Raw genomic sequence first — 23,274 nt, forward strand, 5'->3', positions numbered from 1 at the left:
CGGTTGGCTTGGTGGCTTTTTTCGAATGTGCTGCGCTACTGCGGAACCACGGCGGTCGCTTCAATTTCAACTTTCGCTTCGTCTTCGATCAGCGCGACCACTTGCACCGCGCTCATCGCGATGTCGTAGTCGCCGATCAACTCGCGAAACGCGCGGCCGATGTCTTTCAACGACGCCAGATACTCGCGTTTGTCGGTGACGTACCACGTCAATCGCACCAGATGCTCAGGCTTGCCGCCGGCTTCATGCAAAACGGCGAGCACGTTCTTGAGCGCCTGGATGGCTTGCGCGGCGAAGTCCGTCGTGTGAAAGCGCGCCTGTTCGTCCCAGCCGATCTGACCGGCAATGAACACCTGCGTGCCGGTTGCCGCGACGCCGTTAGCGTAGCCACGCGGCTTGACCCAGCCGGCGGGGAGAAGAGCTTTTTTCATGGGCGATGCGCCTCAGTGGAGTCCGGCTGTGGGGCAAACGCCGCGAGCGCGCTCGCGATGTCGGCGGGAATGTCGATGGATGTGCCGCGCTCGAGCGACGTCGTGACGAGCACCTGTTTCGCGCGAAACCGGGTTTCGCCGTTGCACTGCCCGACGATATCGATGCTAATCGAGCGCCGGCCGATTGCTGCCACGTTAAGTGTCAGCGTGATCGTTTCGCCCATCTGACTCGGCCGTGAAAACTCGCAATCGAGTTTGACGATCGGCAAGCCGACACGGCGTTGCGAGATCATGTGCGCGTAGTCGATATTCAGGCCTTCGTTAAACCAGTCTTCGACCAGCGCGTTGGTCATCACGAGATATTGCGGAAAGAACACGATGCCCGCCGGATCGCAGTGCGAGAAGCGGATGCGTACGGGCCGTTCAAAAGACGCGCTCATTTGGCGTTGTCTCCGGCAGTCGCGGCAGCGTGCGCTTTCAACAGATCGCGTCCGATAATCAGCTGCTGCACTTCGGTCGCGCCTTCGTAAATGCGCAGCGCACGAATCTCGCGATACAGCATCTCGACAGCCGTGCCGCTTTGCACGCCCATGCCGCCGAACAGTTGCACAGCAGCATCGATCACCTGTTGCGCGCCTTCGCTTGCGTGCCACTTCGCCATCGCAGCTTCGCGCGTGACGCTTTCGCCTTGATCGCGCAGCCACGCGGCGCGATAGACGAGCAACGCGCTGCTGTCGATGGTCAACGCCATTTGTGCTAGTTTGGCTTGCGTCAGTTGAAAATCGCCGAGCGTCTGCCCGAACATCTTGCGCGATGCGGCGCGCGAGATACCTTCGGCCATCGCATGACGCGCGAAGCCGAGCGACGCCGCCGCCACGGACGTGCGGAAAATATCCAGCGTGCGCATGGCGAGCTTGAAACCTTCGCCGGGCGCGCCGAGCATCTGGCTGCGCGGCACGCGCGCGCCGGCAAAGTGCAGACGTGCGAGCGGATGCGGCGCAATCACGTCGATGCGTTCAGCGATCTCCAGTCCCGGCGTATCCGCATCGACGATGAATGCGCTGATGCCACGCGCGCCCGGCGCTTCGCCGGTTCTTGCGAACACCACGTAGAAATCGGCGATCCCGCCGTTGGAGATCCATGTCTTGTCGCCGTCGAGAACGTAGGCGTCGCCATCCTCGCGCGCGGAGAGCGCCATGGCGGCGACATCGGAGCCGGCTTCGGGTTCGGACAGCGCGAACGCTGCGAGCGCCGTGCCGTTAGCGACGCGCGGCAGATAGCGGGTCTTTTGTTCGTGCGTGCCGCCGAGCGAAATGGCGCCCGAACCGAGTCCCTGCATTGCCAATGCGAAGTCCGCGAGCCCGGAGTGTTTGGCCAGCGTTTCGCGCAGCAGGCAAACGGCGCGCGTGTCGATCGTGTCGCCATGGCCGCCGTACGCGACGCCGCCCACGCCATATTTCAGCCAGCCCGCCTCGCCGAGTTCACGCACCAGGTGGCGACAGGTTGCGTCGACGTCCTTGTGGTCTTCGTGCTTCAGCTTCTCGCGGCACCATGCTTCGATACCTGCGGCCAGCTCGCGATGATGCGGCTCGAAAAACGGCCACGCCAGCGCGCTATGCGGATCCAGTTCGGTGTTGGCGCTCAACTCAATCTCCTTCGAACACCGGACGCGATTTCGCGGCAAACGCGCTGTAGGCGCGCTCGAAATCACGTGTGCTCATGCAGATGGCCTGGGCTTGCGCTTCCGACTCGATCGCTTCGTCGATACTCATGCTCCATTCCTGATGCAGCATCTTCTTGGTAATGCCGTGCGCGAAGGTCGGACCGGCGACGAGATCGGCGGCGAGCTTTCGCGCTTCTTCAAGCAGCGCGGCAGGTTCGCATAGCCGGTTGTAGAAGCCCCATGCGTGGCCTTCTTCGCCGCTTGCCGAGCGCCCGGTGAAAAGCAGTTCGGCGGCGCGCCCCTGACCGATGATGCGCGGCAGAATCGCACAAGCGCCCATGTCGCAACCGGCGAGACCGACGCGCGAGAACAGGAAAGCGAGCTTGCTGCGCGCAGTTCCAAGCCGCATGTCGGACGACATGGCGAGAATCGCGCCGGCGCCGGCGCAGACGCCATCGACCGCCGCAATGATCGGTTGCGGACAATGGCGCATGGCCTTCACCAGATCGCCGGTCATGCGCGTGAAGAGCAGCAGTTCCGGCATCGGCAGATCGATCAGCGGCGCGATGATGTTGTGCACGTCGCCGCCGGAGCAGAAGTTGTCGCCCGCGCCGTGAATCACGACCGCTTTGACGTCGGTCGCATAGGTCAATTGCCGGAACAGATCGCGCAACTCCGCGTACGACTCGAAGGTCAGCGGGTTCTTGCGCTCGGGGCGATTCAGCGTGATCGTCGCGACCTTGTCGGCGACCGACCAGCCGAAGTGCCGCGCTTCGTAGCCGGCTAGCGTGAGGCGATTGCCGGCCAGCAGGGCGTCGGCGTTGGATCGTGTCATGAGTCTCTCTCCGCGGTTCGATGCCGATCAGTCTTTCAGACTGTCGAGCAGATGTTGCTTGAGTTTGCCGAGGCGCTGATGAGTGCGCGATTTTTCATCGAGGCTCAAACCGCCGAACAGTTCAACCACCCATTGCTCGTGTGCGATTGCCATCTTGTCGAACGCTTTGCGTCCGGCCGGCGTCAGGCACACGCTGATCGAGCGCCGGTCGTTCGGATCGTTGTCGCGCGACACCAGGCCTTCTTTTTCGAGCTGATCCGTAATGCCGGTGATGTTGCCGCCCGTCACCATCAAACGGCGCGACAGCTCGGTCATCTTCAGACCTTCAGGATGACGCTCCAACTGCGCCATCAGATCGAAACGCGGCAACGTGGTGTCGAATTCGTTGCGCAGACGCTTGCGCAGTTCGGCTTGCACGAGGTTGGTCGTCGTCAGCATGCGCAGCCATAGACGCAGGCCCATGTGACTATCCGCGCCGGTGCTCATTTCGAGGTCCACGACGTTCTCCGCGGGTTTGGGGACGCCCTTGCGCGGCGGTTTCGTTTCAGCCGCCGCCGCGGGCTTCTTGATGTTCGATGACTTGGTCACATCACTTCTCCACCAGAGATGGAAATGGATTGCCCCGTGACGGCGTCCGAGCCGGGTTGGCAGAGCCAGAGCACCGCATTGGCGACCTGTTCCGGACTCACGAAGCGATGTTGCGGATTCGAGCGAAGCAAGGTTTCGCGCGCCTGCTGTTCGGTGCGCGAGGTCTTGCTGGTGATCTGTTCAAGCGACGCGTGCAGCAGTTCGGTTTCCGTGTAACCGGGACAAACTGCATTGACGGTGACGCCTTTCGTTGCGACTTCCAATGCGAGCGAGCGCGTGAGACCGATCACGCCATGTTTCGCGGCGCAATAGGCGGCGACGTACGCGTAGCCGATTTGCCCCGCCGTGCTGGCCACGTTGACGATACGTCCATGGCCGCGTTCGAGCATGCCGGGCAAGGCCGCGCGCGTGCCGAGAAAGACGCCGGTGAGGTTCACGTCCAGCATGCGCTGCCAGAGCGCCATGTCGGTATGCGTGAACGGCGCGGCTTGCGCCTGGCCCGCGTTGTTGACGAGGATGTCGATTGCGCCGGCCTCGGTGAACGCACTCGCGACGGAGTCTTCCTGTGTGACGTCGACGCTGATGCAAGCCACGTCGCCCAGTGCCCGGCATTTCTCCCGCTGCACGTCGAGACGTTCCGCGTTGCGACCCATCAACGTGACGCGCGCGCCGGCGCGTAGCAGAGCTTCCGCGACGGCGGCGCCGATGCCGCTGCCGCCGCCGGTGACGACCGCGTGCTGTCCCGCGAGTGTCGAATTGAGTGTGTTCACACGGTTCCTTCGGCGCGTTGCGCGCGTTCTTGCGGCGACAGCCCCGCGTTCGCGGCGGCTTGAGCGCGCTCGCGTTCGAGGTTGCGTTCGAGTTGAGACTTAGCCGCGGTGTAGGGCTTCGGCCACATCACGTCGAAATAGCCAATCTTGGCCGCTTCGTTCAATGTCCACGAAGGATTCGCCAGATGCGGGCGCGCAATCGCGCACAGATCCGCGCGGCCTGCCGCGATGATGCTGTTCACGTGATCCGCTTCGGAGATCGCGCCGACCGCGATGGTCGCGATGCCTGCTTCGTTGCGCACGCGGTCGGCGAACGGCGTCTGGAACATGCGGCCGAATACCGGTTTTTCTTCTTTGCTGACCTGGCCCGACGACACGTCGATCATGTCGGCGCCGGCTGCCTTGAAGGCTTGGGCGATCTTGACTGCGTCGTCGGGTGTCGTGCCGCCTTCGACCCAATCGTTCGCGGAGATGCGCACGGAAATCGGCTTGTCTTGCGGCCAGACCGCGCGGATCGCCTTGAAAACCTGCAATGGATAGCGCAGACGATTTTCCAGCGAGCCGCCGTATTCGTCAGTGCGATGATTGGTGAGCGGCGACAGAAAGCTCGACAGGAAATATCCGTGCGCGCAATGCAATTCGAGCCAGTCGAAATCTGCCTCGGCCGACATTTGCGTGGCGCGGACGAACTGCGCTTCGATTTCGCGTAACTCGTCTTGCGTGGCTTCGCGCGAATGCTGGCTGATGCCACGCAGATATTGTTGCGGCGATGCTGAGAGGAGCGGCCAGTTGCCTTCTGTGAGCGGCTGATCGATGCCTTCCCACGAGACACGTGTCGACCCTTTCGCGCCGGAATGGCCGAGCTGAATGCCGATCTTCGCATCCGATTGACGATGCACGAGGTCGACGATGCGTTTCCATGCGGTGAGATGCTCCGGCGCATACATGCCGGGACACGCGGGCGTAATGCGCGCTTCGGGCGAGACACAGGTCATTTCCGTCATGACCAGCCCTGCGCCGCCCATGGCGCGAGCGCCGAGATGCATCAGGTGATAGTCGCCCGCAATGCCGTCGACGGCGGAGTATTGCGCCATCGGCGACACCACTACGCGGTTTTTCAGCGTGACGCCGCGCAACGTGAAGGGGGTGAACATGGGCGGCACGGAGTGCTTCTCGGGCGCGCGATTCACGCCGGAGCGCTGGGCGAGCCAGTCTTCGAAACCGGACAGATAGTGCGCGTCGCGTTCACGCAGATTTTCGTGCGAGATGCGCTGCGAGCGCGTGAGCAGCGAATACGCGAACTGTTCCGGCTCGAACGACGTATAGCGATCGACATGTTCGAACCATTCCGTCGAATTACGCGCCGCGTTCTGAATGCGCAATACGTCGATGCTGCGCACGTCCGTGTAATGCTTGAGCGCGGCGGCCAGGTCACCCGGATGCGCGCCGATGCTATTGGCGAGTTCGATCGAATCTTCGAGCGCGAGCTTGGTGCCCGAGCCGATCGAGAAGTGAGCAGTGTGCGCGGCGTCGCCCATGAGGACGATCGGCGTCTGCGAGCCGTCCGCGTTATTGCGCCAATGCACCCATTCGTCGTTGACGACACGCGGGAAGCGAATCCATTGCGACGAGCCGCGCAAATGCGCCGCGTTCGACAACAAAGCGTTGCCGTCCAGATACTTCGCGAACAGCTTTTCGCAGAAGGCGATGCTCTCTTCCTTGCTCATTTCGTCGAGGCCGGCGGCGCGCCATACGCGCTCCGGCGTTTCGACGATAAACGTGGAGGTCTGATCGTCGAAGCGATAAGCGTGCGCCTGGAACCAGCCGAATTCGGTTTCTTCGAAAGCAAAGGTGAAGGCATCGAAGAGTTTTTTAGTGCCGAGCCAGACGAAGCGGCAATCGCGCATGTCGATGGCGGGCCGATAAGTGGCCGAGTACTTTTGACGGACCGCGCTGTTCGCGCCGTCGCACGCAATGATCAAGTCGGCTTCGTAGACACTGTCGTCCGTGACCTGGGTTTCGAAAACCAGCTCGACGCCGAGTTCTTCGCAGCGCGCTTGCAGGATATTCAGCAGACGCTTGCGGCCGATGCCGCAGAAGCCGTGACCCGACGAACGGATTTGCCGGCCGCGGAAATTGATCTCGATGTCGTCCCAGTGGTTGAAGGCGTCGAGGATGGCGTCGGCGCTGGGGGCGTCGGCGGCGCGTAGATTGCCGAGCGTCTGGTCGGAGAACACGACGCCCCAGCCGAAGGTGTCGTACGGACGGTTGCGCTCGACGACCGTGACATCGTAGGCCGGGTTCCGGCTTTTCATCAAGAGCCCGAAATACAGGCCGGCCGGGCCGCCACCAATGCAAACGATGCGCATGCTTGTTCCCCAAGTGTGAACGCTGCTGATGGGGGTAATTTAGGCTTCGATAGTTTAGATGTCAAGTAAATGTGGTTGTGCGAGGTTGGTGGTCGCGGCCGTGGAAACTCCCGCTCACGCAACTCGCCTGAGTCAATCGTTTCCTCGGCGCTATGATCATTTCGGTTCCATAGCCAATATCATTGTTAGCGAACTGCATTTACATTATTCATATCTAACAACGGACCCGCCGACGCAGCGCCAGCGGGCAACTGGCTGCCGACGCCTCGCGGCACGCAATACCGGCTGACGTTCCGGTATTACGGTCCACTCGACGGCGTGGCCAATGGCACGTACTACCCGCCGCCAATGACGAGAGTCCGGTAAGCAGAAGCATGTCGGAGCTAAGTGCTGTCCATGAGAGGCCACAATGAGTTTGCATAATAAATGGCTCTTATAGCCATTACGGCAATGCTGGTCGGCACAGGCAACGGCCGCGCAGAATCGCTATCGCCGTCACCCGGATGGAGCAGCGCGATGCCGCCCGGACCCGATGCACGGGTTTCGATGACGGAGTCATATGCCCGAATGGTCGCGCGCGATGCGTATTTCTGGGCGTGGCCGATGGTCAATATCTACAATCGCCGGCTCGCATTCAAGCAGGCGCCCAAGGTCGGGCTAATGAACGGCACGATCCCTTACGCGCCGCTGAACCGGCTCGCCATGTTGCACGACTACATCCAGCCGGAGCAGCGCTGGGTTGCTTGCCCTAATCAGGATGTCGCGTACGGCGCGGGCATCGCGGCACTTGATGAGACTCCGGTAGTCGTGCAGGTACCGGACTTTGGCACCCGCTTCTGGGTGTATCAGATCGTCGACCTGCGTACCGATAGCTTCGCGCAGCTGGGAGCCATGTACGGCACGCGCCCGGGCTTCTATCTGCTGGTCGGTCCCAACTGGAACGGCAAAGTCCCCGCGGGCATCACCAAGGTGTTCCGCGCCGGGACCGGCACGGCCTTCGTGGTGCCGCGCGTGTTCATGGACGACACCGCGCAGGACCGCGCCGCCATCCAGCCCGCACTGGCAGGCATCGATGTCTATCCGTTGGCCGAGTTCGATGGCACGCCAAAGCGCCGCGACTGGTCCCGTCTGCCCTCGCTCACATCGCCCACCGACGATAGCGGCGGCGGCGAGACGAAATGGGTCATTCCCGAGAAGTTCTTCGATGAACTGCCGCTGGTGTTGAAGGATGCACCGCCGCTGCCGGGCGAGGAAGCCCGATATGCGCAGATCAATGCTGTGCTGGCTGCCGCGAGCAACGACCCGGCGCTCAAGCGCGCAATGATCGACGAAGCGACGAAGACGGAAAAGGAACTGATCGACCCGCTGCTGCAATTTCGCAACTGGGGGCTGCCTGTGGGTAATCACTGGACCACGACACAGAATAACGCGGCATTCGGCACGGACTATTTCACCCGAACCGCAGTGGCCAAATCAAACATACTGGTCAATGCGCCGGCTGAAACGAAATACCTTTACCAGGATCTCGACGCAACCGGACAGCGACTCTCCGGCGCGAACCGGTACACCGTGACCTTCCCGAAAGGCCAGACGCCACCGGTCGACGGCTTCTGGTCGCTGACCCTATACGACAGCAATCATTTCTTCGTGCCGAACCGCCTGAAGCGGTATTCGCTCGGCACCAAGAACCGCGACCTGACATTCAACAGCGATGGCTCACTGACCCTCTACGTGCAGGCCGAGTCACCCGGTGCCGCGAATGAGTCGAACTGGCTGCCCGCGCCGGCCGGGGCAGTGTTCACGCTCTATCTCCGCGCCTATTGGCCGAAGACCTCGATTATCGACGGCTCCTGGGCACCGCCGCCGGTGCGCTTGGTCAACTGATCGCGGCGTTCCCCGCAAAGCTTTCTTGCACACCTTGCATGCAACTCGGAGGGCAGATTGTGAGAATTGGCCTGCGCCGTTGAACGTCACGAGGGCGACGTCATCGAGAATAGACGGGGACGCGTACGGGTGCAGCAAATTATCCGGACCGATCAAACAAACAAAATTAAAAATGGCCGCCGTTTGCGGAGCAAGCCATGAGAGAACGCGAGGCCGTGGATCACGCTGTAAAGCCGCATAGCTAGAAAAGTCTAATCCACGACATGCCACGGTGCCTGATGAATATCGGACTAAAGACAGGCGCATTCAGAACCGCGTGATGAGCCGGGTGAACTGCGATGAAACCCGCTTTCGTCCATGGCCGCATCTTCACGCGTTAGAGTAAGAAGCGCGTGAGCTGGGGCAGTCAGTAAGACCAGTAGCCGAAGCGTTGCGGGTAGCCATAAACGACGGGAGCCGGTGCATACGCGACGGGAGGCGCAGCGTAGACAGGCGCCGTGGTATAGACCGCCGGCTGGGAAATATTGTTGCCCTTCGAGGCCATACATTGTGCGTAGGCGGCGTTGTAGCGCGCCTGCAGACTGGCCGAAGTGGCTGCCGCGCCGTTTGCACCCACGGCGCTCCCAAGCAGCAGGCCCGCGCCCGCACCGATTGCTGCGCCGATGCCGGCGTCGCCTGCCGCGGCGCCGAGCAGCGCGCCAGCGGCCGCTCCGCCCACGGTGCCGATCGCACTGCTGCCGACGCCCTCGGGTATTGCGCTGTGTGCCGGTGCGGTGGCATTGTCCGAGCGGAACGCGTAGTCCCGACATGCGTAGTCTTCCTGCTGGAACACGCTTATCGGTTTGCCGCTTGGCGGCAATGCAACGACGGACGGGCCGGTCGGCTGCATGACGGCGCAGCCGGTGAGCGCAACGGCGACCAGGCAGACGGGCAAGGCTATGCGGGCGGTTCTTAAGAGCTTCATGATGTGACGTCCCCTGATTCGATGACGCCATCTTGAACGCGCACAATTAGCCTTGAATTAGTTCGACACCGCGCAGGGCGGGTGCGCATGAGGTAATGGCTCTTATGACCCGCGAGTTGTCGCCTGCCTGATCGTACGGCTAGGGCCAAACCGGGTCAAAGTAGCGATAGACGGGACAGGCCATATTCCGCGGTCCCGTTCGAGTTCCTGGCTGTTGCGTATCATGATGACGGAGACCAGTCCGTGCCGGTATGCTATCGGACTCGGTAATCGATCCACGCAAGCACCACGGGAGCAACGTGAAAAAGACTGAGTTGCGAAACGACTTTCTGGAATTGCGCGAACTCATTCGCGAGTTTGTCAGCGAGCGCGACTGGGACAAATTCCACACTCCGAAGAATCTGGCAACGGCGCTCAGTGTCGAGGCAAGTGAGTTGCTCGAGCCATTTCAATGGCTTGTTTCAGGCGACAAAAGCGAACTCGACGAAGCGAAGGAAACCGCCATCCGGCACGAAATGGCCGACGTTCTGGTGTACCTCGTTCGCCTCGCCGACAAGATGGATGTCGACCTGTTTCAGGCCGTGCTGGAAAAGATGGCGCTTAATCGGCAAAAATATCCCGTTGACAAAGTCCGTGGTGACTCGCGAAAGTACTCCGAGTACAAAGACTAACGCAGCGAGCCTTTCCCGCAGCCTCACCCGCATTTCAGGAGTGTCAGCCGATGTCGGCTTCGTCATCCGCCAGCGCACACGCCGGCGCGTCCTCGCTGATCACCTCGCTGGTCGCAGCCGCGCTGTTCATGGAAAACCTCGACGGCTCGATCATCGCAACCGCGCTGCCGCAAATGGCGCATTCGTTTCATGTCACACCGGTCGAGCTGAGCGTCGGCATCACCTCGTATCTGTTGACGCTCGCGGTATTCATCCCGATCAGCGGCTGGATCGCCGACCGGGTCGGCGTGCGCACGGTGTTCACGGCGGCGCTTGCGATCTTCACCGTCGCATCGGTGCTGTGCGGATTGACCGACAACCTTTTTGAATTCACCGGCGCGCGGATTTTGCAGGGCATTGGCGGCGCGATGATGGTGCCGGTCGGGCGGCTCGCCGTGCTGCGCGCCACGCCGAAAGAAGGCCTGATGCGTGCGATCTCCATCATCACGTGGCCCGGGCTGGTCGCGCCTGTCCTCGGACCGCCACTCGGCGGCTTCATTACGACGTACTCGTCGTGGCGCTGGATCTTCTATCTGAACGTGCCGCTCGGACTCGTGGGCGTGGTGCTGGCGTGGCGCTTTATCAGCTCGGAACGCGACACGGATCGTCGTCCGTTCGACATGCTGGGTTTCGTGCTGACCGGGGTCGCGGGTACCTCGGTGATGTACGCAATGGAGGCGATTGGCCGCGCGGACTCGTCGTGGCGCACGGCGCTGGTGTTTCTGGCAATCGGTCTCGCGGCTTGCGCGGGCGCGTGGTTTCATCTGCGACGCAGCGCGCACCCGATGGTCGATCTGTCGGCGTTCCGGATCAAGACGTTCACGGTGGCGATCGGCGGCGGGTCGCTGTTCCGGATTGCGATCGGCTCGGTGCCGTTTCTACTGCCGCTGATGTTTCAGGTCGGCTTCGGCATGAATCCGTTTCAGTCGGGCTTGCTGACGCTTGGCGTATTCGCCGGCAATCTGTCGACGAAGCTCGTCACGACGCGGATCTTGCGGCGCTTCGGCTTTCGCTCTGTGCTTCTCTATAACGGCGCGTTCGCCGCGGTGACGCTGGCGAGCATGAGTCTGCTGACGGCCTCCACGCCATATGGATGGATCCTCTTCGCGCTATTCGTCAGCGGCGTCGCGCGGTCATTGCAATTCACGGCGATCAACACGCTCGGTTTCGCGGATGTGCCGAAACAGCAGATGAGCGGCGCGTCGACCTTATCGAGCACCTTGGGCCAGATGACGATGGGCATGGGCGTCGCGGCCGGCGCGATCGCATTACGGATCGCCGCGTGGTGGCATGGACACGACGGGCAAACACTGGCGCCGGCCGATTTCACCATCGCGTTTCTGATGATGGCGGCATTGAGCGTGATCGCAATAGCCGATGTCATTTCGCTGTCGCCTGATGCCGGCGCGCATGTCAGCGGGCACCAGCCGGCGGGCGAGAAGTCGTGACGATGCGGGCGAACTGCACACCCAACCTTCTACGCCGTGCTTAAGCAGTTGAGCCGCGGCACGCGAGCATCGCGGCCCGCGCCTCAAATCGACTTCACTTCTCCACCGTCCATCCGCAAGCTCGATCCCGTCATCCAGCGCGCCTCGGGTGACACGACGAACGCCATCAACGCGGCAATCTCATCCGGCGTGCCGTAACGCGTGATACCGGCTTCAACCGGAAACTTCGCCGTCGCTTCTTCGACGGACATGTTGTGCAGCGGTGCCCAATGCTCCAAGTACGAGCGTCGCCGGCCGGTCATCACGGGCCCTGGCAGCACACTGTTGACCTGCACGCCATCGGCGATGCCGCGATCCGAGAACGCTTTCGCGAGCGCCACGATCGCCGCGTTGATCGTGCCCACGGCCGCATAGGGCGCCTTGGGAAACAGCGCCGAATTCCCCGACATCAGCACGACCGATCCTGAGCTCTCCTTCAGTGCCGGCCACGCCGCGATCGTCAATCGACGCGCGCCGTGCAGCTTGAGCGCGAGACCGTGGTCCCATTGCTCGTCGGTCATCTCCAGCACATCGATCTGCGGCACCGCGCCGGCAATGTTGAGCAACGCGTCGATCCGGCCGAACGTCGCGAGCGTTTGCTCGACGACTTGCCGCGCGACGTCCGGCTCGGAGAGATCGGCGTCGATAACGAGCGTCTCGGCGCCGGCCTTCTTCACCTCGACGGCGGTCTCTTCGAGGTTCGCGCGGTTGCGCGCCACGAGCACGATCGAATCAAAATCCCGTGCCAGTCTGATGGCGGTCGAACGACCGATACCCTGGCTTGCGCCCGTCACGATGGCGACTTTGCTGAACATGTTGCTTCTCCTGATTGATTGAATGAAGGACGCTTCAGTGCTTTCTTCGGATAGGTCAGCGGTCGAGAAAATCCGAAATGGCCGCGGCGATTTCCGTGGCGTGCGTCTCCAGAGCGAAGTGGCCTGTATCGAAGAAGCGCACCACCGCGCCCGGAACGTCGCGCTTGAATGCTTCGGCGCCGGCGGGCAGAAAGAAGGGATCGTTTTTTCCCCACACGGCGAGCAGGGGCGGCTGATGGGTGCGGAAGTATTGCTGGAATGCCGGGTACAGCGCGACGTTGCTTTGATAGTCGTGGAACAGGTCGAGTTGTACCTCGTGCGCACCCGGCCGGCTCAGATAGAAGTCGTCGAGCGAGTAACCGTCAGGCGACACGGACGCCGTGTCGGACACACCGTGCGTGTACTGCCAGACGGTCGTTTCGTGCGTCAGCAGAGCGCGAAGCGCATCGCGATTAACCGGCGAAGCGTCTTGCCAATAGGCTCGGATAGGATTCCAGCCTTCGCTCAATCCTTCTTCGTAGGCGTTGCCGTTCTGCGAAATGATCGCGGTGATCCGCTCGGGATGTCGGATCGCAAGGCGGAAACCGGTCGGCGCGCCGTAGTCGAAGACGTAGACCGCAAAACGGTCGAAGCCGATCGCCTCCGTGAAATGCTCGATGACATTGGCGATATTGTCGAACGTGTAAGCAAAATCGTCGCGGCTTGGCATGTCGGACTGACCGAAGCCGGGCAGATCCGGCGCGACGATATGGAAACGGTCGGCGAGCTTCGGAATCAGGTCGCGAAACATATGGCTCGAACTCGGGAAGCCGTGCAGGAGCAGCAGCTTTGGCGCGCCCTGATGCCCGGCTTCGCGATAGAACACCTTGAAGCCGTCGACATCAGCGTGACGATAAGCGATTGAAGTCATGATTTTTCTCCTGAAGGGAGCACAGTTGAACGGGGCACGAAAGGCGCTGTGCGATGTTGGGTATCGCAACTCGCGCCGAACTCGCGGATAACGTTAGCGAGCGGAAACCGCCTGGACGGCTTCGGCGATGACATGCGTGACGGCGTCGGGCGCGGTCACGATCGGCGTGTGGTCGACCTGATACGACCGCACGTGCGCATTCATGCGAGCTGCCATGAAATGCTGGGTTTCAGGGTTGATCATCCGGTCCTGTTCGGCGATCAGGAACCAGCTTGGACGGTCTTTCCACAGCGGACGCCCGACTGCTTCGCCGATGCACGACACGGAAATCGGACGTTGCACCGCGGCGAGCACCGCCAACTCTTGTTGAGTTGCCTGTTGCGCAAACGCTTGGGCGAACGCCTCTTGCGGCAGCCATATCAATCCGTGTCGATCCGGCGCGAGTGTCGGCGCCAGCGAATGCATTTCGCCGCGATAGAACACGTCGCCGACCGTTTCGCCTTCATCGGGTGCCAGCGCGGCGACGTAGACCAATGCCCTGATTTTGTCGGACCGGCTCGATCCGATCACAGCGCCGGCATACGCATGGCCAGCGAGCACCACCGGGCCTTCGATCCGCTCAAGCGTCCGGTCGAGTGCGGCCACGTCTTCACTCAGCGACGTGAGCGGCAGCGGAGCCGCGACGGCATCGACCCCCTGTTTCTTCAGACGGTCGATCACCTTGCTCCAACTCGATCCGTCCGCCCATGCGCCGTGCACCAGCACCGCGCTCACATTGCCAGTAGACATGTCCTGCTCCTTTGAAGATGGTGAATGCTGCTTGCGAAATGCAGCCAGATTCGCCGTATCTTTGTAACCTTCTTGATGTTGTTTTAAAGGTTACTTATTCGATGTGTAACTTGTCAAGTGCCTTTTTAGCGGTTACGATGCTGTCATCGTCATTGCAGATTGATTACAAGAAAAATGGACTACCGTCAGATTCCGGCGATATTCGTAGCCGACGCGCCGGGCCTCGATTTTCTGAACTCGGTCGCGACGCCGGTGGATGAACAGGTCGACTGGATCAGCGATGGAGGCGGATTGCTGAACTGGCTGGAGCAGGCTGAAATGGTGCCGCGCTCTGCGCTTGCGGCACTGCGGTCGCAATCCACGCCGGCCGAACTCGACGCCGTCGCGGCGCAGGCTCGCGCGCTGCGCGAGTGGTTCAGGGTGTTTGCGCAGAAGAGGAAGGGGCGGCCATTGACCGCGAGAGATTTGCGTGAGCTCGCGCCGCTGAATCAACTGCTCGGGCGCGACGACCGCTATGGAGAGATCGTCGCTAATGTGGCGGGCGAGGCGTCGCCTTTTGAACTGCGGACGAATCGGCGTTGGAAGTCGCCGGAGTCATTGTTGATGCCGATCGCCGAAGCACTGGCGAACCTCGTGTGTGACGAGGACTTCACGCACGTGAAGGCATGCGAAGGTCCGCGCTGCACGTTGATGTTCGCGGATCACACGCGGGGTCACGCGCGCCGCTGGTGCAGCATGGCAATTTGCGGGAACCGCGCAAAGGTTGCCGCTCACCGGAAGCGGCTCAAGGAACAGCAAGAAGAGTGACGTAATGCGGTTCTCGATTTAGCGTTGTAATCGCGAGAACCTGACAGATGAACAAGTCATCACTACACCACGGTTGGCTTGGTGAAGTGAAGAGCAGCAATCCTGGCGCATGCCGTTCGAGCGAATCTGCGAACGCTTCCGGCGCGCAGCTATAATCGCCCTCGAACATGGCCAGGGGAAGTTACTCGTGAAAAAGACCGCCGCATTCGTGCTCGTTGCGCTTGTATTGACCGCTTGCTCGTCTGCCGAGAAGCAGGAGCAGCAAGAGCAGAGGTTCCTCCACAACGAAACCAACCTCGCCGCCGCTCAACGCAATGCGGCGGTCGACTGCCAACCGGCGAACTGCGACGCCGCCTGGGCGCTGACGAAACGCTATATCGAGCAGCATTCCGATACGGCGGTAACGCGCGCGGATGCAGTGGCAATCGACACCGACGTGCCGAGTGGTTCAGGCAAGGTGGCCTTTTCGGCGACTCGCGCGGCAAAGGGTTCGGGTGCGACCTTGACGCTCTTTGCGCAGTGCCGCGGTATGTATGGGCCGGACAATGCGAAGGGTTCGGACTACGACGAGTGCGCCGAGAAGATCCTCAAGACCCAGAACGGCTATGTGGCGTTTCTCAGGTCACACGCGTCGGGCCAGTAACGCCTGGAACTGCCACTCGAGCATCAATGTACTCTCCGTCCCGCACTATCTATCACCTGTTCGCCATCCTCTTTTACAAACGCGCGTTGTTGCCCGGCGGGTAGGATGTCGAGCACGATTTCGGAAGGTCTGCATAAGCGCACGCCGAGCGGCGTGACGACGATCGGACGATTGATGAGGATTGGATGCGTCAGCATCGCGTCGAGTAACTGCTCATCGCTCAGCGTTGTATCGGCGAGGCCGAGTTCGTCGTAGGGCGTGCCTTTTTCGCGTAGCGCGGTTCGCACGGTAAGGCCCGCGCGTTCGATCAGGTTCTTCAGTGTGTCCCGATCCGGCGGGCTCTTCAGATACTCGATGATCTCCGGTTCGATACCGGCATTGCGAATCATCGCCAACGTGTTGCGCGAAGTGCCGCAATCCGGATTGTGATAGATCGTGACACTCATACGCGTTGTCCTTTCAGGTTGTGTTTCGTCTCGTACCAGTGCTGCGAACGATTGACGACGCCGACCACCAGCAGCATCACCGGCACTTCGATCAGCACGCCGACGACGGTAGCGAGCGCGGCGCCCGAGTGGAATCCGAACAGACTGATCGCCGTGGCGACCGCCAGCTCGAAGAAATTGCTCGCGCCGATCAGACTCGAAGGACCTGCCACACAATGCGCAACGCCGAGCCGGCGATTCAGCAGATACGCAAGTCCGGAGTTGAAAAACACCTGAATCAGAATCGGCACCGCGAGCATGGCGATGACCAGCGGTTCGTCGACAATGGCCTGTCCCTGGAAGGCGAACAGCAACACCAGTGTGGCGAGTAGCGCGCCGATCGAGTAGGGGCCGAGATGTGCGACTACCTGTTGGAAATGGGCGTCGCCCCTGGTCAGAAGACGCCGCCGCAGTAACTGGGCGAGGATGACCGGCACGACGATGTACAGACCGACTGACGTGATCAGCGTGTCCCATGGCACTGTAATGGCCGATAGACCCAGCAAAAGCGCCACCAATGGCGCGAAGGCCACGATCATGATCGAGTCGTTCAGCGCCACTTGTGAGAGCGTGAAATACGGGTCGCCCTTACAAAGCTGCGACCAGACGAACACCATCGCCGTGCAGGGTGCCGCGGCCAGCAGAATGAGGCCTGCGATATAGCTGTCGAGTTGAGCGGCGGGAAGCCACGGCGCAAAGACATGCCGGATAAAAATCCAGCCGAGCAGCGCCATCGAAAACGGCTTAACGAGCCAGTTCACGAACAAGGTGACGCCAATGCCGCGCCACTGGCTTTTCACCTGCGTCATGGCGGTGAAATCGACCTTGATCAGCATCGGAATGATCATCACCCAGATCAGCACGCCGACCGGGAGATTGACGTGCGCCACCGCCATGCGGCCGATCGCCTGGAACGGCAGAGGCAGCCACCGTCCAAGTGCGACGCCGCACACGATGCACAACGCGACCCACACGGTCAGGTAACGCTCGAAGAATCCAATCGCGGACCGCGCGCCGCGAATCGTCGTGACAGTACCGGTCATTTTTCGCAGCAGCCTGGAAGATCCGTGGCGCTGCACGTCGCGCCGGCACAGCAGTTTTCCGTGAGGAAGCCGATCAGATTCGTCATGGAATCGAAATTCGCCGAATAGATGACGAAGCGGCCGTCTTGCCGCGGCGTCACCAATTCAGCATGCGTCAGGTCCTTGAGGTGAAAGGACAGACTGGACGGCGAGAGCCCCAGCTGCTGCGCGATTTCACCGGCCGCCATGCCGTCTTTCCCGGCGACAACGAGCAGGCGGAAAATCGCCAGGCGAGATTCATGAGCGAGCGCGCCAAGGGCGCGTACCACGAGGTTCGAGTTCATGACCGAACGATACGCCCTTCGCTTTTATATTTCAAGTATTGTTGAAATGACGCCGTGAGCGTCGCGATTGAAGCAGATCACATGGAGGGTGTTTTCTATTGGAATCTCGCGGGCGCTGATCGGCTCAATTTCGCAGGAAGCCCTTGGGGCGCTCGACCTAACCGAGATTGCATTTGCGCTCCGCGCGAACCATACTTGTTTTCTCCTTTATTGCTCGCGGTGAACGGCGATGAACAGCAACGATCCTGATAGCGATCACCACGCGCACCCGCACACCGACACGCACGACCATCACGGTAGTGCTTTGTCGGAAATGGATCTGCGTGTTCGAGCTCTGGAGTCCCTGCTGGTCGAAAAAGGTTATGTCGATCCGCAGGCGCTGGATGTACTCGTCGAAACCTATGAGCACAAAGTCGGGCCGCGCAATGGCGCCCGTGTGATTGCAAAGGCGTGGCGTGATCCGGCGTACAAACAATGGCTGCTCGACGACGCCACCGCGGCGATTGCGTCACTCGGCTACACGGGCCGGCAGGGCGAGCACATGATCGCGCTGGAGAACACACCCGCGACGCACAACATGGTGGTCTGCACATTGTGCTCGTGCTACCCGTGGCCTGTGCTTGGACTGCCGCCGGTGTGGTACAAGTCGGCGCCTTATCGCTCGCGTGCCGTCATCGATCCCCGTGGTGTACTGAAGGAGTTCGGCTTCGAATTACCGGCGGAGGTCGAGTTTCGTGTGTGGGATTCCACTGCTGAAGTTCGATACCTCGTGTTGCCTATGCAGCCGCCAGGAGCTGACGGCTTCTCCGAAGAGGCGCTAGCTGAACTGGTCACGCGTGATTCGATGATCGGCACGGGATTGCCGAAGACTCCACAATCGACACGGGGGACACCATGAACGGCGCGCAGGACCTTGGTGGCATGCAGTCTTTCGGCCCGATATGCCCCGACAACGATGTCTCGCCTTTTCACGCCGACTGGGAGCGCAGGGTGCACGCGACCACGATTGCCATGGGCGCAATCGGCAAGTGGAACATCGACATGTCGCGTGCGGCGCGGGAGAGTTTGCCGCCGGCGCAATATCTATCCAGCAGCTACTACCAGATCTGGTTCGAGGGTTTGAAGAAACTCATCCTGAGCACGGGTCTGGCCACGGCCGACGAAATCGAGTCAGGCGAATCGAGGACACAAGCTGTGCCGGTTCCGCGCGTGTTGATGGCCAAAGATGTATCGGCGGCGCTGTTCAGGGGCAGTCCCGTCGATCGGCCCGCAGCCGCGGAAGCAAAGTTTGCGATCGGCGATTGGGTGCGGGCCCGGGAAATGAATCCTTCCTCGCACACTCGTTTGCCGCGGTATTGTCGCGGTAAACGCGGGCACATTGTTGCCGTGCACGGCGCGCACGTTTTTCCCGATGCCAACGCGATCGGCCTGGGCGAGCAGCCGCAATGGCTCTACACAGTGCGCTTCGACGGTGCGGAGCTGTGGGGACGTGATACGACTGCGGCATCGGTGTGCGTCGATTGTTGGGAACCCTATCTCGAGCCGCCGTCTGCCCACCATGACTGACGCTCAAACGAAATTGCCCGAACTGCGCGCTGCGTTGCCAGCACTGCCGTGCGACGACGCGGGGCCGGTTTTCAACGCACCGTGGGAAGCGCAGGCGTTTGCGATGACGCTGGCGCTGCACGAGCGTGGCATGTTCACCTGGGGCGAATGGGCTGCGTGCCTGAACGAGGCAATTCGCGACGCGCAGGCCGCCGGCGATGCGGACTACGGCGACACGTACTACGCGCATTGGCTGACAGCACTGGAGCGCATCAGCACGATCAAGGGACTTGTGACCGACGACTCGCTTCTCCGTCGCCGCAGCGCATGGGACGCAGCAGCGCGCCGCACGCCGCATGGACAGCCGATCGAACTTGGGTGACGTTGCCGCATGCGCCGTCAATCAGGAATCACTGGCTCCACGAGCCTCGCCAACTGAACCAGCGACTCCTGCCAACCGAGGTAGCACATCTCCACAGGAATGACCTCGGGCACACCCTCCTGCAAAACGGTGAGTTCGGTTCCGCACGACACCGGTCGCAATGAAATGGTGGCCTGCATCTCGCCCGGCAGATTCGGGTCGTCGAATCGGTCCGAGTAGCGGATCTTTTCGAACGGCACCAACTCGAGATACTCGCCGCCGAATGAGTGGCTGTGGCCGGTGCCGAAGTTACGAAAGGACATCTTGTGGGTGCCGCCGACCTTGGCATCCATGTGGTGAACCTGACAGGTGAAACCGTACGGCGGAAGCCACCGCACTATCGCATCCGGTTCGAGGAAGGCCCGATAGATGCGTTCGGGCGTGGCGCGCAAGACGCGGTGGAGGTGGATCGTTCCGGTAGCCATGGTGTGTTCTCCTTTCATTAAAGAAATTGGACATACTCCCACGACGATCCGACGACGCCGATATCGACGCAGGTTGAGACCAGGAAAAACCCGCACGCTTTGCGCGGTTTAATCTCAAATCGACGGCAAGCTTACTCCCTCGGAGTGGCCCACTTATCCCATCGCGCTGGACATGTCTTTTTATCAAGTCCTCCACGCGCCCGTTCCCCATTTACTCCCGCCTCTGTGTTCTCTTCGAGCCGGCGCCGTATGTCCGGCAGTTTGCGATTTCAATCCAGACCCATCTGTTTTGTTTATCGCGATCTGAAACGCCGTCAAAACCGGTTCGCCGACCAGCGCACACGCGGGATCCCGAAAGCGCTTTACAGGGCGCGGGCCGCCGATATCGTCAGCTCAAGCGACAGAACGCGTAACGGCATTTCCGCGCGCTTAACTAAGGGTTTACCCGTACTTTCTGCCGGGTCATGGAATTCATACCGTTGTATCCCGAGACGCCCGCTGTCTGAGTTGGTTACGCCGGCGGTCCAAATGAGTTTTTGAAGGAGTACAGGCATGGCACGGATCATTGGAGGCATCGCTGCCTCACACACACCAACCATCGGTTTTGCTTTCGATAAGAACAAGCGTGACGATCCCGTGTGGGCACCCATCTTCGAAAACTTCGCGCCGCTGGCTGACTGGCTCGCCGACAAGCGTCCCGACGTACTGCTGGTTATCTACAACGACCACGTCACTTCGTTTTTCTTCGACCACTATTCCGCGTTCACGCTAGGTGTGGGACCCGAATGGAACGTCGCCGACGAAGGGGGCGGCGCGCGCGATCTGCCGCCGATCAAAGGCCATCCGGCTTTAGCCGCGCACATCGGTACCTCGTTGATGACCGATGAATTCGACATGTCGTTCTTTCAGAACAAGGCGCTCGATCACGGCTGCTTTTCGCCGCTGTCGATGCTTTGCCCGCACAAGCCCGAATGGCCGGTGAAGCTCGTGCCGCTGCAGATGGGTGTGCTGCAACTACCGGTCCCGAGCGCACGGCGCTTCTACAAGCTTGGGCAAGCATTGAGGCGCGCAATCGAGAGCTACCCCGAAGATCTCAAAGTCGCGATCGTCGCGACGGGTGGGCTGTCGCATCAGGTGCACGGAGAACGTGCGGGTTTCAACAATACCGAATGGGACCAGCGTTTTCTCGATCTCTTCGAAAACGATCCCGAGCAGCTGGCCGACATGACGCTTGCCGAGTATGCGGAACTGGGCGGCTTCGAAGGCGCGGAAGTGATCATGTGGCTGACGATGCGGGGCGCGCTGTCCTCCAACGTGGTTTGCAAACATCGCAGCTACTACCTGCCGTCGATGGCGGGCATCGCGACCGCGATCTACGAAAGCGAAGAGAGCGAGACGAAGCCTTCTGTCGTTGAACGTCACCGGCAGCGGATGGCGGTTCAACTCGCCGATGTCGAAAAACTCGAGGGCACCTATCCCTTTTCGATCGAAACCGCCGTGCGGGCCTATCGGATCAACGATTTCCTCCACCGGATGGTCGCGCCCGCCCATCGCGAAGCGTTCCTGAACGATCCGGAAGCGAGCTTCGAAGCGGCGGCGTTGAGCGAGGAAGAGCGCGACCTGATTCGCCGTCGCGACTGGCGCGGCCTGCTGCACTACGGCGTGATCTTTTTCATGCTCGAGAAGCTCGGCGCCGTGACCGGCGTGTCGAATCTGCACATCTACGCCGCCATGCGCGGCGAAACGCTGGAGGCTTTCCAACGCACCCGCAACGCGCCCGGCGCGCTGTATTCGGTGGCGGGGAAAACTGCTGGAAAACTTGATTGGGACAACGCAGAAAACGGAAAGAACTGAAACACGAAGCAACAGCGCCGATGCTTTCGCCGCCCCGGCGAAGTACCGGACTCGATAGAAGCATGGCGTGACGGAAAACAACACAGTCAATTACGTCAATGCGCCAAAGCAAGGAGACAGGAGTAATTCGATGACAAACGGAAAAGCGATCGACATCAAGGCGTTTATCGACGAGCGAGCCATCTCGGCCTACCAGTGGTTACTGGTAGCGCTGTGCTTTCTCGTGGTGACAGCCGACGGCATGGACGTAGCGATCATGGGCTTCGTGGCGCCATCCATCATTCACGATTGGGGGATCTCACGCCCCGCATTTGGTCTCGTGATGAGCGCGGCGCCGCTGGGACTCGTGATCGGCGCGTTGGCGGCGGGCCCGGCTTCGGATCGTATCGGACGGAAGTGGGTTCTTATTACCTCGGTTTTCCTCTTCGGCATTTTCACCATTGCGACGGCTTTCACTCACTCGCCCATGGAAATGGCGGTGCTGCGGTTGCTGACGGGCATCGGCCTCGGCGCCGCAATGCCGAACACGACGACGCTTCTGTCCGAGTACGCCCCTCAGCGCAAACGCTCGCTGATGATCACGATCATGTTCACCGGCTTCAATCTGGGTTCGGCGTTGATCGGTTTCGCGGCCGGCTGGCTGATTCCCGTCCATGGCTGGCGTTCGGTTCTGATATTCGGTGGCGCGCTGCCGTTAGCGCTGATCCCGTTGCAAATGTGGCTGCTGCCGGAGTCCGCCCGCCTGCTCGCGGTGCGCGGCGCATCGCCGGCGCGTATCGGCGCCGTGCTCGGCCGCGTATGCGGTGCGCGCTTTACCGGTGACGAAGTGTTCATTTCCAACGAACCGCCGTTGCCCACGCGCAAGCCGATCGGCGTGCTCTTCTCGCAAGGCTATGGCTTCATGACGGCGGCGCTTTGGGTGACCTATTTCATGGGTCTGCTCGTCATCTATCTGCTGACGGGCTGGCTGCCCACGTTGATGAAAGACGCAGGCTTGACGGTCACGTCGGCCGCTAACGTCACGGCGATGTTCCAGATCGGCGGAACGATCGGCGCCATTCTCGTCGGCTGGGTGATGGACAAGGTGCGGCCGGCGCGGGTGATCAGCGCGGCGTACCTCGGCGGCGCGCTGTGCGTTCTTGGACTCGCATGGATCGGCGCGTTGTCGTCGTCGCTGGCCCTGCTGGTGTTCGCGGCGGGCTTCTGCATGAGCGGCGCGCAGACGGGCCTGAATGCGTTCGCGCCGGGTCGCTACCCGACGGTTGCGCGCGCCACCGGCGTCAGCTGGATGCTCGGTATGGGCCGCTTCGGCAGCATCTTCGGCTCCGCTATCGGCGGCGCGCTGCTCGGCCTCGGCTGGCAGTTCGGCGCGATTCTCGCGATGCTCGCCGTACCCGCAACACTGGCTGCGCTCGCCATCATGGTCGCTCAACGGGCAAGGACCGGCGAGCCGGCTGTGCAGGTGACCGCGGCGCACTGAGAAAGTCGTCGGGCGACGCCATGCGTGGCGTCG

General features: G+C 61.3%; 25 protein-coding genes and 1 pseudogene. 11 read left to right on the plus strand and 15 right to left on the minus strand.

From position 1 onward, the window contains the following. Nucleotides 1-35: 35 nt before the first annotated feature. The 7 genes from PQR54_RS14560 to PQR54_RS14590 are packed head-to-tail and all read right to left on the minus strand — an operon-like array spanning nucleotide 36 to nucleotide 6,656. A complete protein-coding gene (locus tag PQR54_RS14560) occupies nucleotides 36-431 on the minus strand; it encodes a RidA family protein (protein ID WP_408246724.1) in 396 nt (131 codons plus the stop codon). Further along, complete coding sequence (locus PQR54_RS14565) at nucleotides 428-871, minus strand: acyl-CoA thioesterase (protein ID WP_408246726.1); 444 nt, start codon at nucleotides 869-871, stop codon at nucleotides 428-430. The genes PQR54_RS14560 and PQR54_RS14565 overlap by 4 nt, the downstream gene beginning before the upstream one ends. Beyond that, entirely contained in the window at nucleotides 868-2,076 is a 1,209-nt protein-coding gene (locus tag PQR54_RS14570) for an acyl-CoA dehydrogenase family protein (RefSeq protein ID WP_408246728.1), read from the minus strand. Before PQR54_RS14570 ends, PQR54_RS14565 begins: the two co-directional genes overlap by 4 nt. Nucleotide 2,077: 1 nt before the next feature. Then, nucleotides 2,078-2,929 (minus strand): enoyl-CoA hydratase family protein, encoded by an 852-nt coding sequence (locus PQR54_RS14575; protein ID WP_408246730.1) that lies wholly within the window; start codon nucleotides 2,927-2,929, stop codon nucleotides 2,078-2,080. 27 nt (nucleotides 2,930-2,956) lie between these two features. After that, a complete protein-coding gene (locus PQR54_RS14580) occupies nucleotides 2,957-3,517 on the minus strand; it encodes a MarR family winged helix-turn-helix transcriptional regulator (protein WP_116122882.1) in 561 nt (186 codons plus the stop codon). After that, nucleotides 3,514-4,287: an SDR family NAD(P)-dependent oxidoreductase gene (locus tag PQR54_RS14585; RefSeq protein ID WP_408246732.1), complete on the minus strand. Its 774-nt coding sequence runs from the start codon at nucleotides 4,285-4,287 to the stop codon at nucleotides 3,514-3,516. The genes PQR54_RS14580 and PQR54_RS14585 overlap by 4 nt, the downstream gene beginning before the upstream one ends. Beyond that, a complete protein-coding gene (locus PQR54_RS14590; protein WP_408246734.1) occupies nucleotides 4,284-6,656 on the minus strand; it encodes a bifunctional salicylyl-CoA 5-hydroxylase/oxidoreductase in 2,373 nt (790 codons plus the stop codon). The genes PQR54_RS14585 and PQR54_RS14590 overlap by 4 nt, the downstream gene beginning before the upstream one ends. A gap of 207 nt (nucleotides 6,657-6,863) precedes the next feature. On the opposite strand from PQR54_RS14590, the pseudogene PQR54_RS14595 reads away from it, so the two are divergent. Beyond that, nucleotides 6,864-7,022, plus strand: a pseudogene (locus tag PQR54_RS14595) (DUF1214 domain-containing protein); the annotation flags it as partial. A 60-nt stretch (nucleotides 7,023-7,082) separates the two neighbouring features. Next, nucleotides 7,083-8,540 carry a DUF1254 domain-containing protein gene (locus PQR54_RS14600; protein WP_408246736.1) on the plus strand — a complete coding sequence of 486 codons (1,458 nt, stop codon included), beginning with the start codon at nucleotides 7,083-7,085 and terminating at the stop codon, nucleotides 8,538-8,540. Nucleotides 8,541-8,946: 406 nt separating this feature from the next. On the opposite strand, the gene PQR54_RS14605 is transcribed toward PQR54_RS14600, so the two are convergent. Next, nucleotides 8,947-9,504: a glycine zipper family protein gene (locus PQR54_RS14605; protein ID WP_408246738.1), complete on the minus strand. Its 558-nt coding sequence runs from the start codon at nucleotides 9,502-9,504 to the stop codon at nucleotides 8,947-8,949. Between the two features lie 299 nt (nucleotides 9,505-9,803). Here PQR54_RS14605 and PQR54_RS14610 point away from each other — a divergent pair, with 299 nt between their 5' ends. Beyond that, a complete protein-coding gene (locus PQR54_RS14610) occupies nucleotides 9,804-10,175 on the plus strand; it encodes a nucleotide pyrophosphohydrolase (protein ID WP_408246740.1) in 372 nt (123 codons plus the stop codon). Between the two features lie 50 nt (nucleotides 10,176-10,225). Then, entirely contained in the window at nucleotides 10,226-11,662 is a 1,437-nt protein-coding gene (locus PQR54_RS14615) for a DHA2 family efflux MFS transporter permease subunit (RefSeq protein WP_408246742.1), read from the plus strand. A gap of 83 nt (nucleotides 11,663-11,745) precedes the next feature. Here the strand turns inward: PQR54_RS14615 and PQR54_RS14620 are convergent, their stop codons facing one another. The 3 genes from PQR54_RS14620 to PQR54_RS14630 all read right to left on the minus strand — a co-directional run bounded on the left by PQR54_RS14620 (nucleotide 11,746) and on the right by PQR54_RS14630 (nucleotide 14,215). Then, nucleotides 11,746-12,516, minus strand: a complete 771-nt coding sequence (locus PQR54_RS14620) for an SDR family oxidoreductase (protein ID WP_408246744.1) — start codon at nucleotides 12,514-12,516, stop codon at nucleotides 11,746-11,748. Nucleotides 12,517-12,571: 55 nt separating this feature from the next. After that, nucleotides 12,572-13,426, minus strand: a complete 855-nt coding sequence (locus PQR54_RS14625; RefSeq protein WP_408246746.1) for an alpha/beta fold hydrolase — start codon at nucleotides 13,424-13,426, stop codon at nucleotides 12,572-12,574. A gap of 93 nt (nucleotides 13,427-13,519) precedes the next feature. Next, a complete protein-coding gene (locus PQR54_RS14630; protein WP_408246747.1) occupies nucleotides 13,520-14,215 on the minus strand; it encodes an alpha/beta fold hydrolase in 696 nt (231 codons plus the stop codon). 174 nt (nucleotides 14,216-14,389) lie between these two features. Between PQR54_RS14630 and PQR54_RS14635 the strand changes: the two genes are divergently transcribed. Both PQR54_RS14635 and PQR54_RS14640 read left to right on the plus strand, forming a co-directional pair. Continuing rightward, complete coding sequence (locus PQR54_RS14635) at nucleotides 14,390-15,022, plus strand: CGNR zinc finger domain-containing protein (protein WP_408246749.1); 633 nt, start codon at nucleotides 14,390-14,392, stop codon at nucleotides 15,020-15,022. Nucleotides 15,023-15,209: 187 nt separating this feature from the next. Then, nucleotides 15,210-15,665, plus strand: a complete 456-nt coding sequence (locus tag PQR54_RS14640) for a hypothetical protein (protein WP_408246751.1) — start codon at nucleotides 15,210-15,212, stop codon at nucleotides 15,663-15,665. Nucleotides 15,666-15,688: 23 nt separating this feature from the next. On the opposite strand, the gene arsC is transcribed toward PQR54_RS14640, so the two are convergent. From arsC to PQR54_RS14655, 3 genes are read right to left on the minus strand one after another with little or no spacing between them, the layout of a single operon-like run. Then, entirely contained in the window at nucleotides 15,689-16,111 is a 423-nt protein-coding gene (gene arsC / locus PQR54_RS14645; RefSeq protein WP_408246753.1) for an arsenate reductase (glutaredoxin), read from the minus strand. Further along, nucleotides 16,108-17,193, minus strand: coding sequence for an ACR3 family arsenite efflux transporter (gene arsB, locus PQR54_RS14650; RefSeq protein ID WP_408246755.1), 1,086 nt, complete (start codon nucleotides 17,191-17,193; stop codon nucleotides 16,108-16,110). Before arsB ends, arsC begins: the two co-directional genes overlap by 4 nt. Beyond that, nucleotides 17,190-17,516, minus strand: coding sequence for an ArsR/SmtB family transcription factor (locus PQR54_RS14655; RefSeq protein WP_408246757.1), 327 nt, complete (start codon nucleotides 17,514-17,516; stop codon nucleotides 17,190-17,192). The genes arsB and PQR54_RS14655 overlap by 4 nt, the downstream gene beginning before the upstream one ends. Nucleotides 17,517-17,745: 229 nt before the next feature. Between PQR54_RS14655 and nthA the strand changes: the two genes are divergently transcribed. From nthA to PQR54_RS14670, 3 genes are read left to right on the plus strand one after another with little or no spacing between them, the layout of a single operon-like run. Continuing rightward, a complete protein-coding gene (gene nthA / locus PQR54_RS14660) occupies nucleotides 17,746-18,414 on the plus strand; it encodes a nitrile hydratase subunit alpha (RefSeq protein WP_408246759.1) in 669 nt (222 codons plus the stop codon). Further along, nucleotides 18,411-19,082 carry a nitrile hydratase subunit beta gene (nthB, locus tag PQR54_RS14665; RefSeq protein ID WP_408246761.1) on the plus strand — a complete coding sequence of 224 codons (672 nt, stop codon included), beginning with the start codon at nucleotides 18,411-18,413 and terminating at the stop codon, nucleotides 19,080-19,082. Before nthA ends, nthB begins: the two co-directional genes overlap by 4 nt. Further along, nucleotides 19,075-19,443 carry a nitrile hydratase accessory protein gene (locus PQR54_RS14670; RefSeq protein ID WP_408246763.1) on the plus strand — a complete coding sequence of 123 codons (369 nt, stop codon included), beginning with the start codon at nucleotides 19,075-19,077 and terminating at the stop codon, nucleotides 19,441-19,443. Before nthB ends, PQR54_RS14670 begins: the two co-directional genes overlap by 8 nt. A gap of 17 nt (nucleotides 19,444-19,460) precedes the next feature. Here PQR54_RS14670 and PQR54_RS14675 read toward each other — a convergent pair whose 3' ends face one another. After that, on the minus strand, nucleotides 19,461-19,907 hold the full coding sequence (locus tag PQR54_RS14675; RefSeq protein WP_408246765.1) for an SRPBCC family protein: 447 nt from the start codon (nucleotides 19,905-19,907) through the stop codon (nucleotides 19,461-19,463). 552 nt (nucleotides 19,908-20,459) lie between these two features. On the opposite strand from PQR54_RS14675, the gene PQR54_RS14680 reads away from it, so the two are divergent. Then, entirely contained in the window at nucleotides 20,460-21,761 is a 1,302-nt protein-coding gene (locus tag PQR54_RS14680) for a gallate dioxygenase (protein WP_408246767.1), read from the plus strand. A gap of 130 nt (nucleotides 21,762-21,891) precedes the next feature. Further along, nucleotides 21,892-23,241 (plus strand): MFS transporter, encoded by a 1,350-nt coding sequence (locus PQR54_RS14685; RefSeq protein WP_408246769.1) that lies wholly within the window; start codon nucleotides 21,892-21,894, stop codon nucleotides 23,239-23,241. The last annotated feature ends 33 nt before the right edge of the window (nucleotides 23,242-23,274 follow it).

Source organism: Paraburkholderia phytofirmans, from assembly GCF_046028095.1.
Classification (GTDB): domain Bacteria; phylum Pseudomonadota; class Gammaproteobacteria; order Burkholderiales; family Burkholderiaceae; genus Paraburkholderia; species Paraburkholderia phytofirmans_A.

Excerpts from the sequence above, each read along its gene's own strand:
- PQR54_RS14560 (WP_408246724.1), bottom strand. The coding sequence starts at position 431 with ATGAAAAAAGCTCTTCTCCCCGCCGGCTGGGTCAAGCCGCGTGGCTAC.
- PQR54_RS14565 (WP_408246726.1), bottom strand. The coding sequence starts at position 871 with ATGAGCGCGTCTTTTGAACGGCCCGTACGCATCCGCTTCTCGCACTGC.
- PQR54_RS14575 (WP_408246730.1), bottom strand. The coding sequence starts at position 2,929 with ATGACACGATCCAACGCCGACGCCCTGCTGGCCGGCAATCGCCTCACG.
- PQR54_RS14590 (WP_408246734.1), bottom strand. The coding sequence starts at position 6,656 with ATGCGCATCGTTTGCATTGGTGGCGGCCCGGCCGGCCTGTATTTCGGG.
- PQR54_RS14600 (WP_408246736.1), top strand. The coding sequence starts at position 7,083 with ATGGCTCTTATAGCCATTACGGCAATGCTGGTCGGCACAGGCAACGGC.
- PQR54_RS14605 (WP_408246738.1), bottom strand. The coding sequence starts at position 9,504 with ATGAAGCTCTTAAGAACCGCCCGCATAGCCTTGCCCGTCTGCCTGGTC.
- PQR54_RS14615 (WP_408246742.1), top strand. The coding sequence starts at position 10,226 with ATGTCGGCTTCGTCATCCGCCAGCGCACACGCCGGCGCGTCCTCGCTG.
- PQR54_RS14620 (WP_408246744.1), bottom strand. The coding sequence starts at position 12,516 with ATGTTCAGCAAAGTCGCCATCGTGACGGGCGCAAGCCAGGGTATCGGT.
- PQR54_RS14625 (WP_408246746.1), bottom strand. The coding sequence starts at position 13,426 with ATGACTTCAATCGCTTATCGTCACGCTGATGTCGACGGCTTCAAGGTG.
- PQR54_RS14630 (WP_408246747.1), bottom strand. The coding sequence starts at position 14,215 with ATGTCTACTGGCAATGTGAGCGCGGTGCTGGTGCACGGCGCATGGGCG.
- PQR54_RS14635 (WP_408246749.1), top strand. The coding sequence starts at position 14,390 with ATGGACTACCGTCAGATTCCGGCGATATTCGTAGCCGACGCGCCGGGC.
- arsC (WP_408246753.1), bottom strand. The coding sequence starts at position 16,111 with ATGAGTGTCACGATCTATCACAATCCGGATTGCGGCACTTCGCGCAAC.
- arsB (WP_408246755.1), bottom strand. The coding sequence starts at position 17,193 with ATGACCGGTACTGTCACGACGATTCGCGGCGCGCGGTCCGCGATTGGA.
- PQR54_RS14655 (WP_408246757.1), bottom strand. The coding sequence starts at position 17,516 with ATGAACTCGAACCTCGTGGTACGCGCCCTTGGCGCGCTCGCTCATGAA.
- nthA (WP_408246759.1), top strand. The coding sequence starts at position 17,746 with ATGAACAGCAACGATCCTGATAGCGATCACCACGCGCACCCGCACACC.
- nthB (WP_408246761.1), top strand. The coding sequence starts at position 18,411 with ATGAACGGCGCGCAGGACCTTGGTGGCATGCAGTCTTTCGGCCCGATA.
- PQR54_RS14670 (WP_408246763.1), top strand. The coding sequence starts at position 19,075 with ATGACTGACGCTCAAACGAAATTGCCCGAACTGCGCGCTGCGTTGCCA.
- PQR54_RS14675 (WP_408246765.1), bottom strand. The coding sequence starts at position 19,907 with ATGGCTACCGGAACGATCCACCTCCACCGCGTCTTGCGCGCCACGCCC.
- PQR54_RS14680 (WP_408246767.1), top strand. The coding sequence starts at position 20,460 with ATGGCACGGATCATTGGAGGCATCGCTGCCTCACACACACCAACCATC.
- PQR54_RS14685 (WP_408246769.1), top strand. The coding sequence starts at position 21,892 with ATGACAAACGGAAAAGCGATCGACATCAAGGCGTTTATCGACGAGCGA.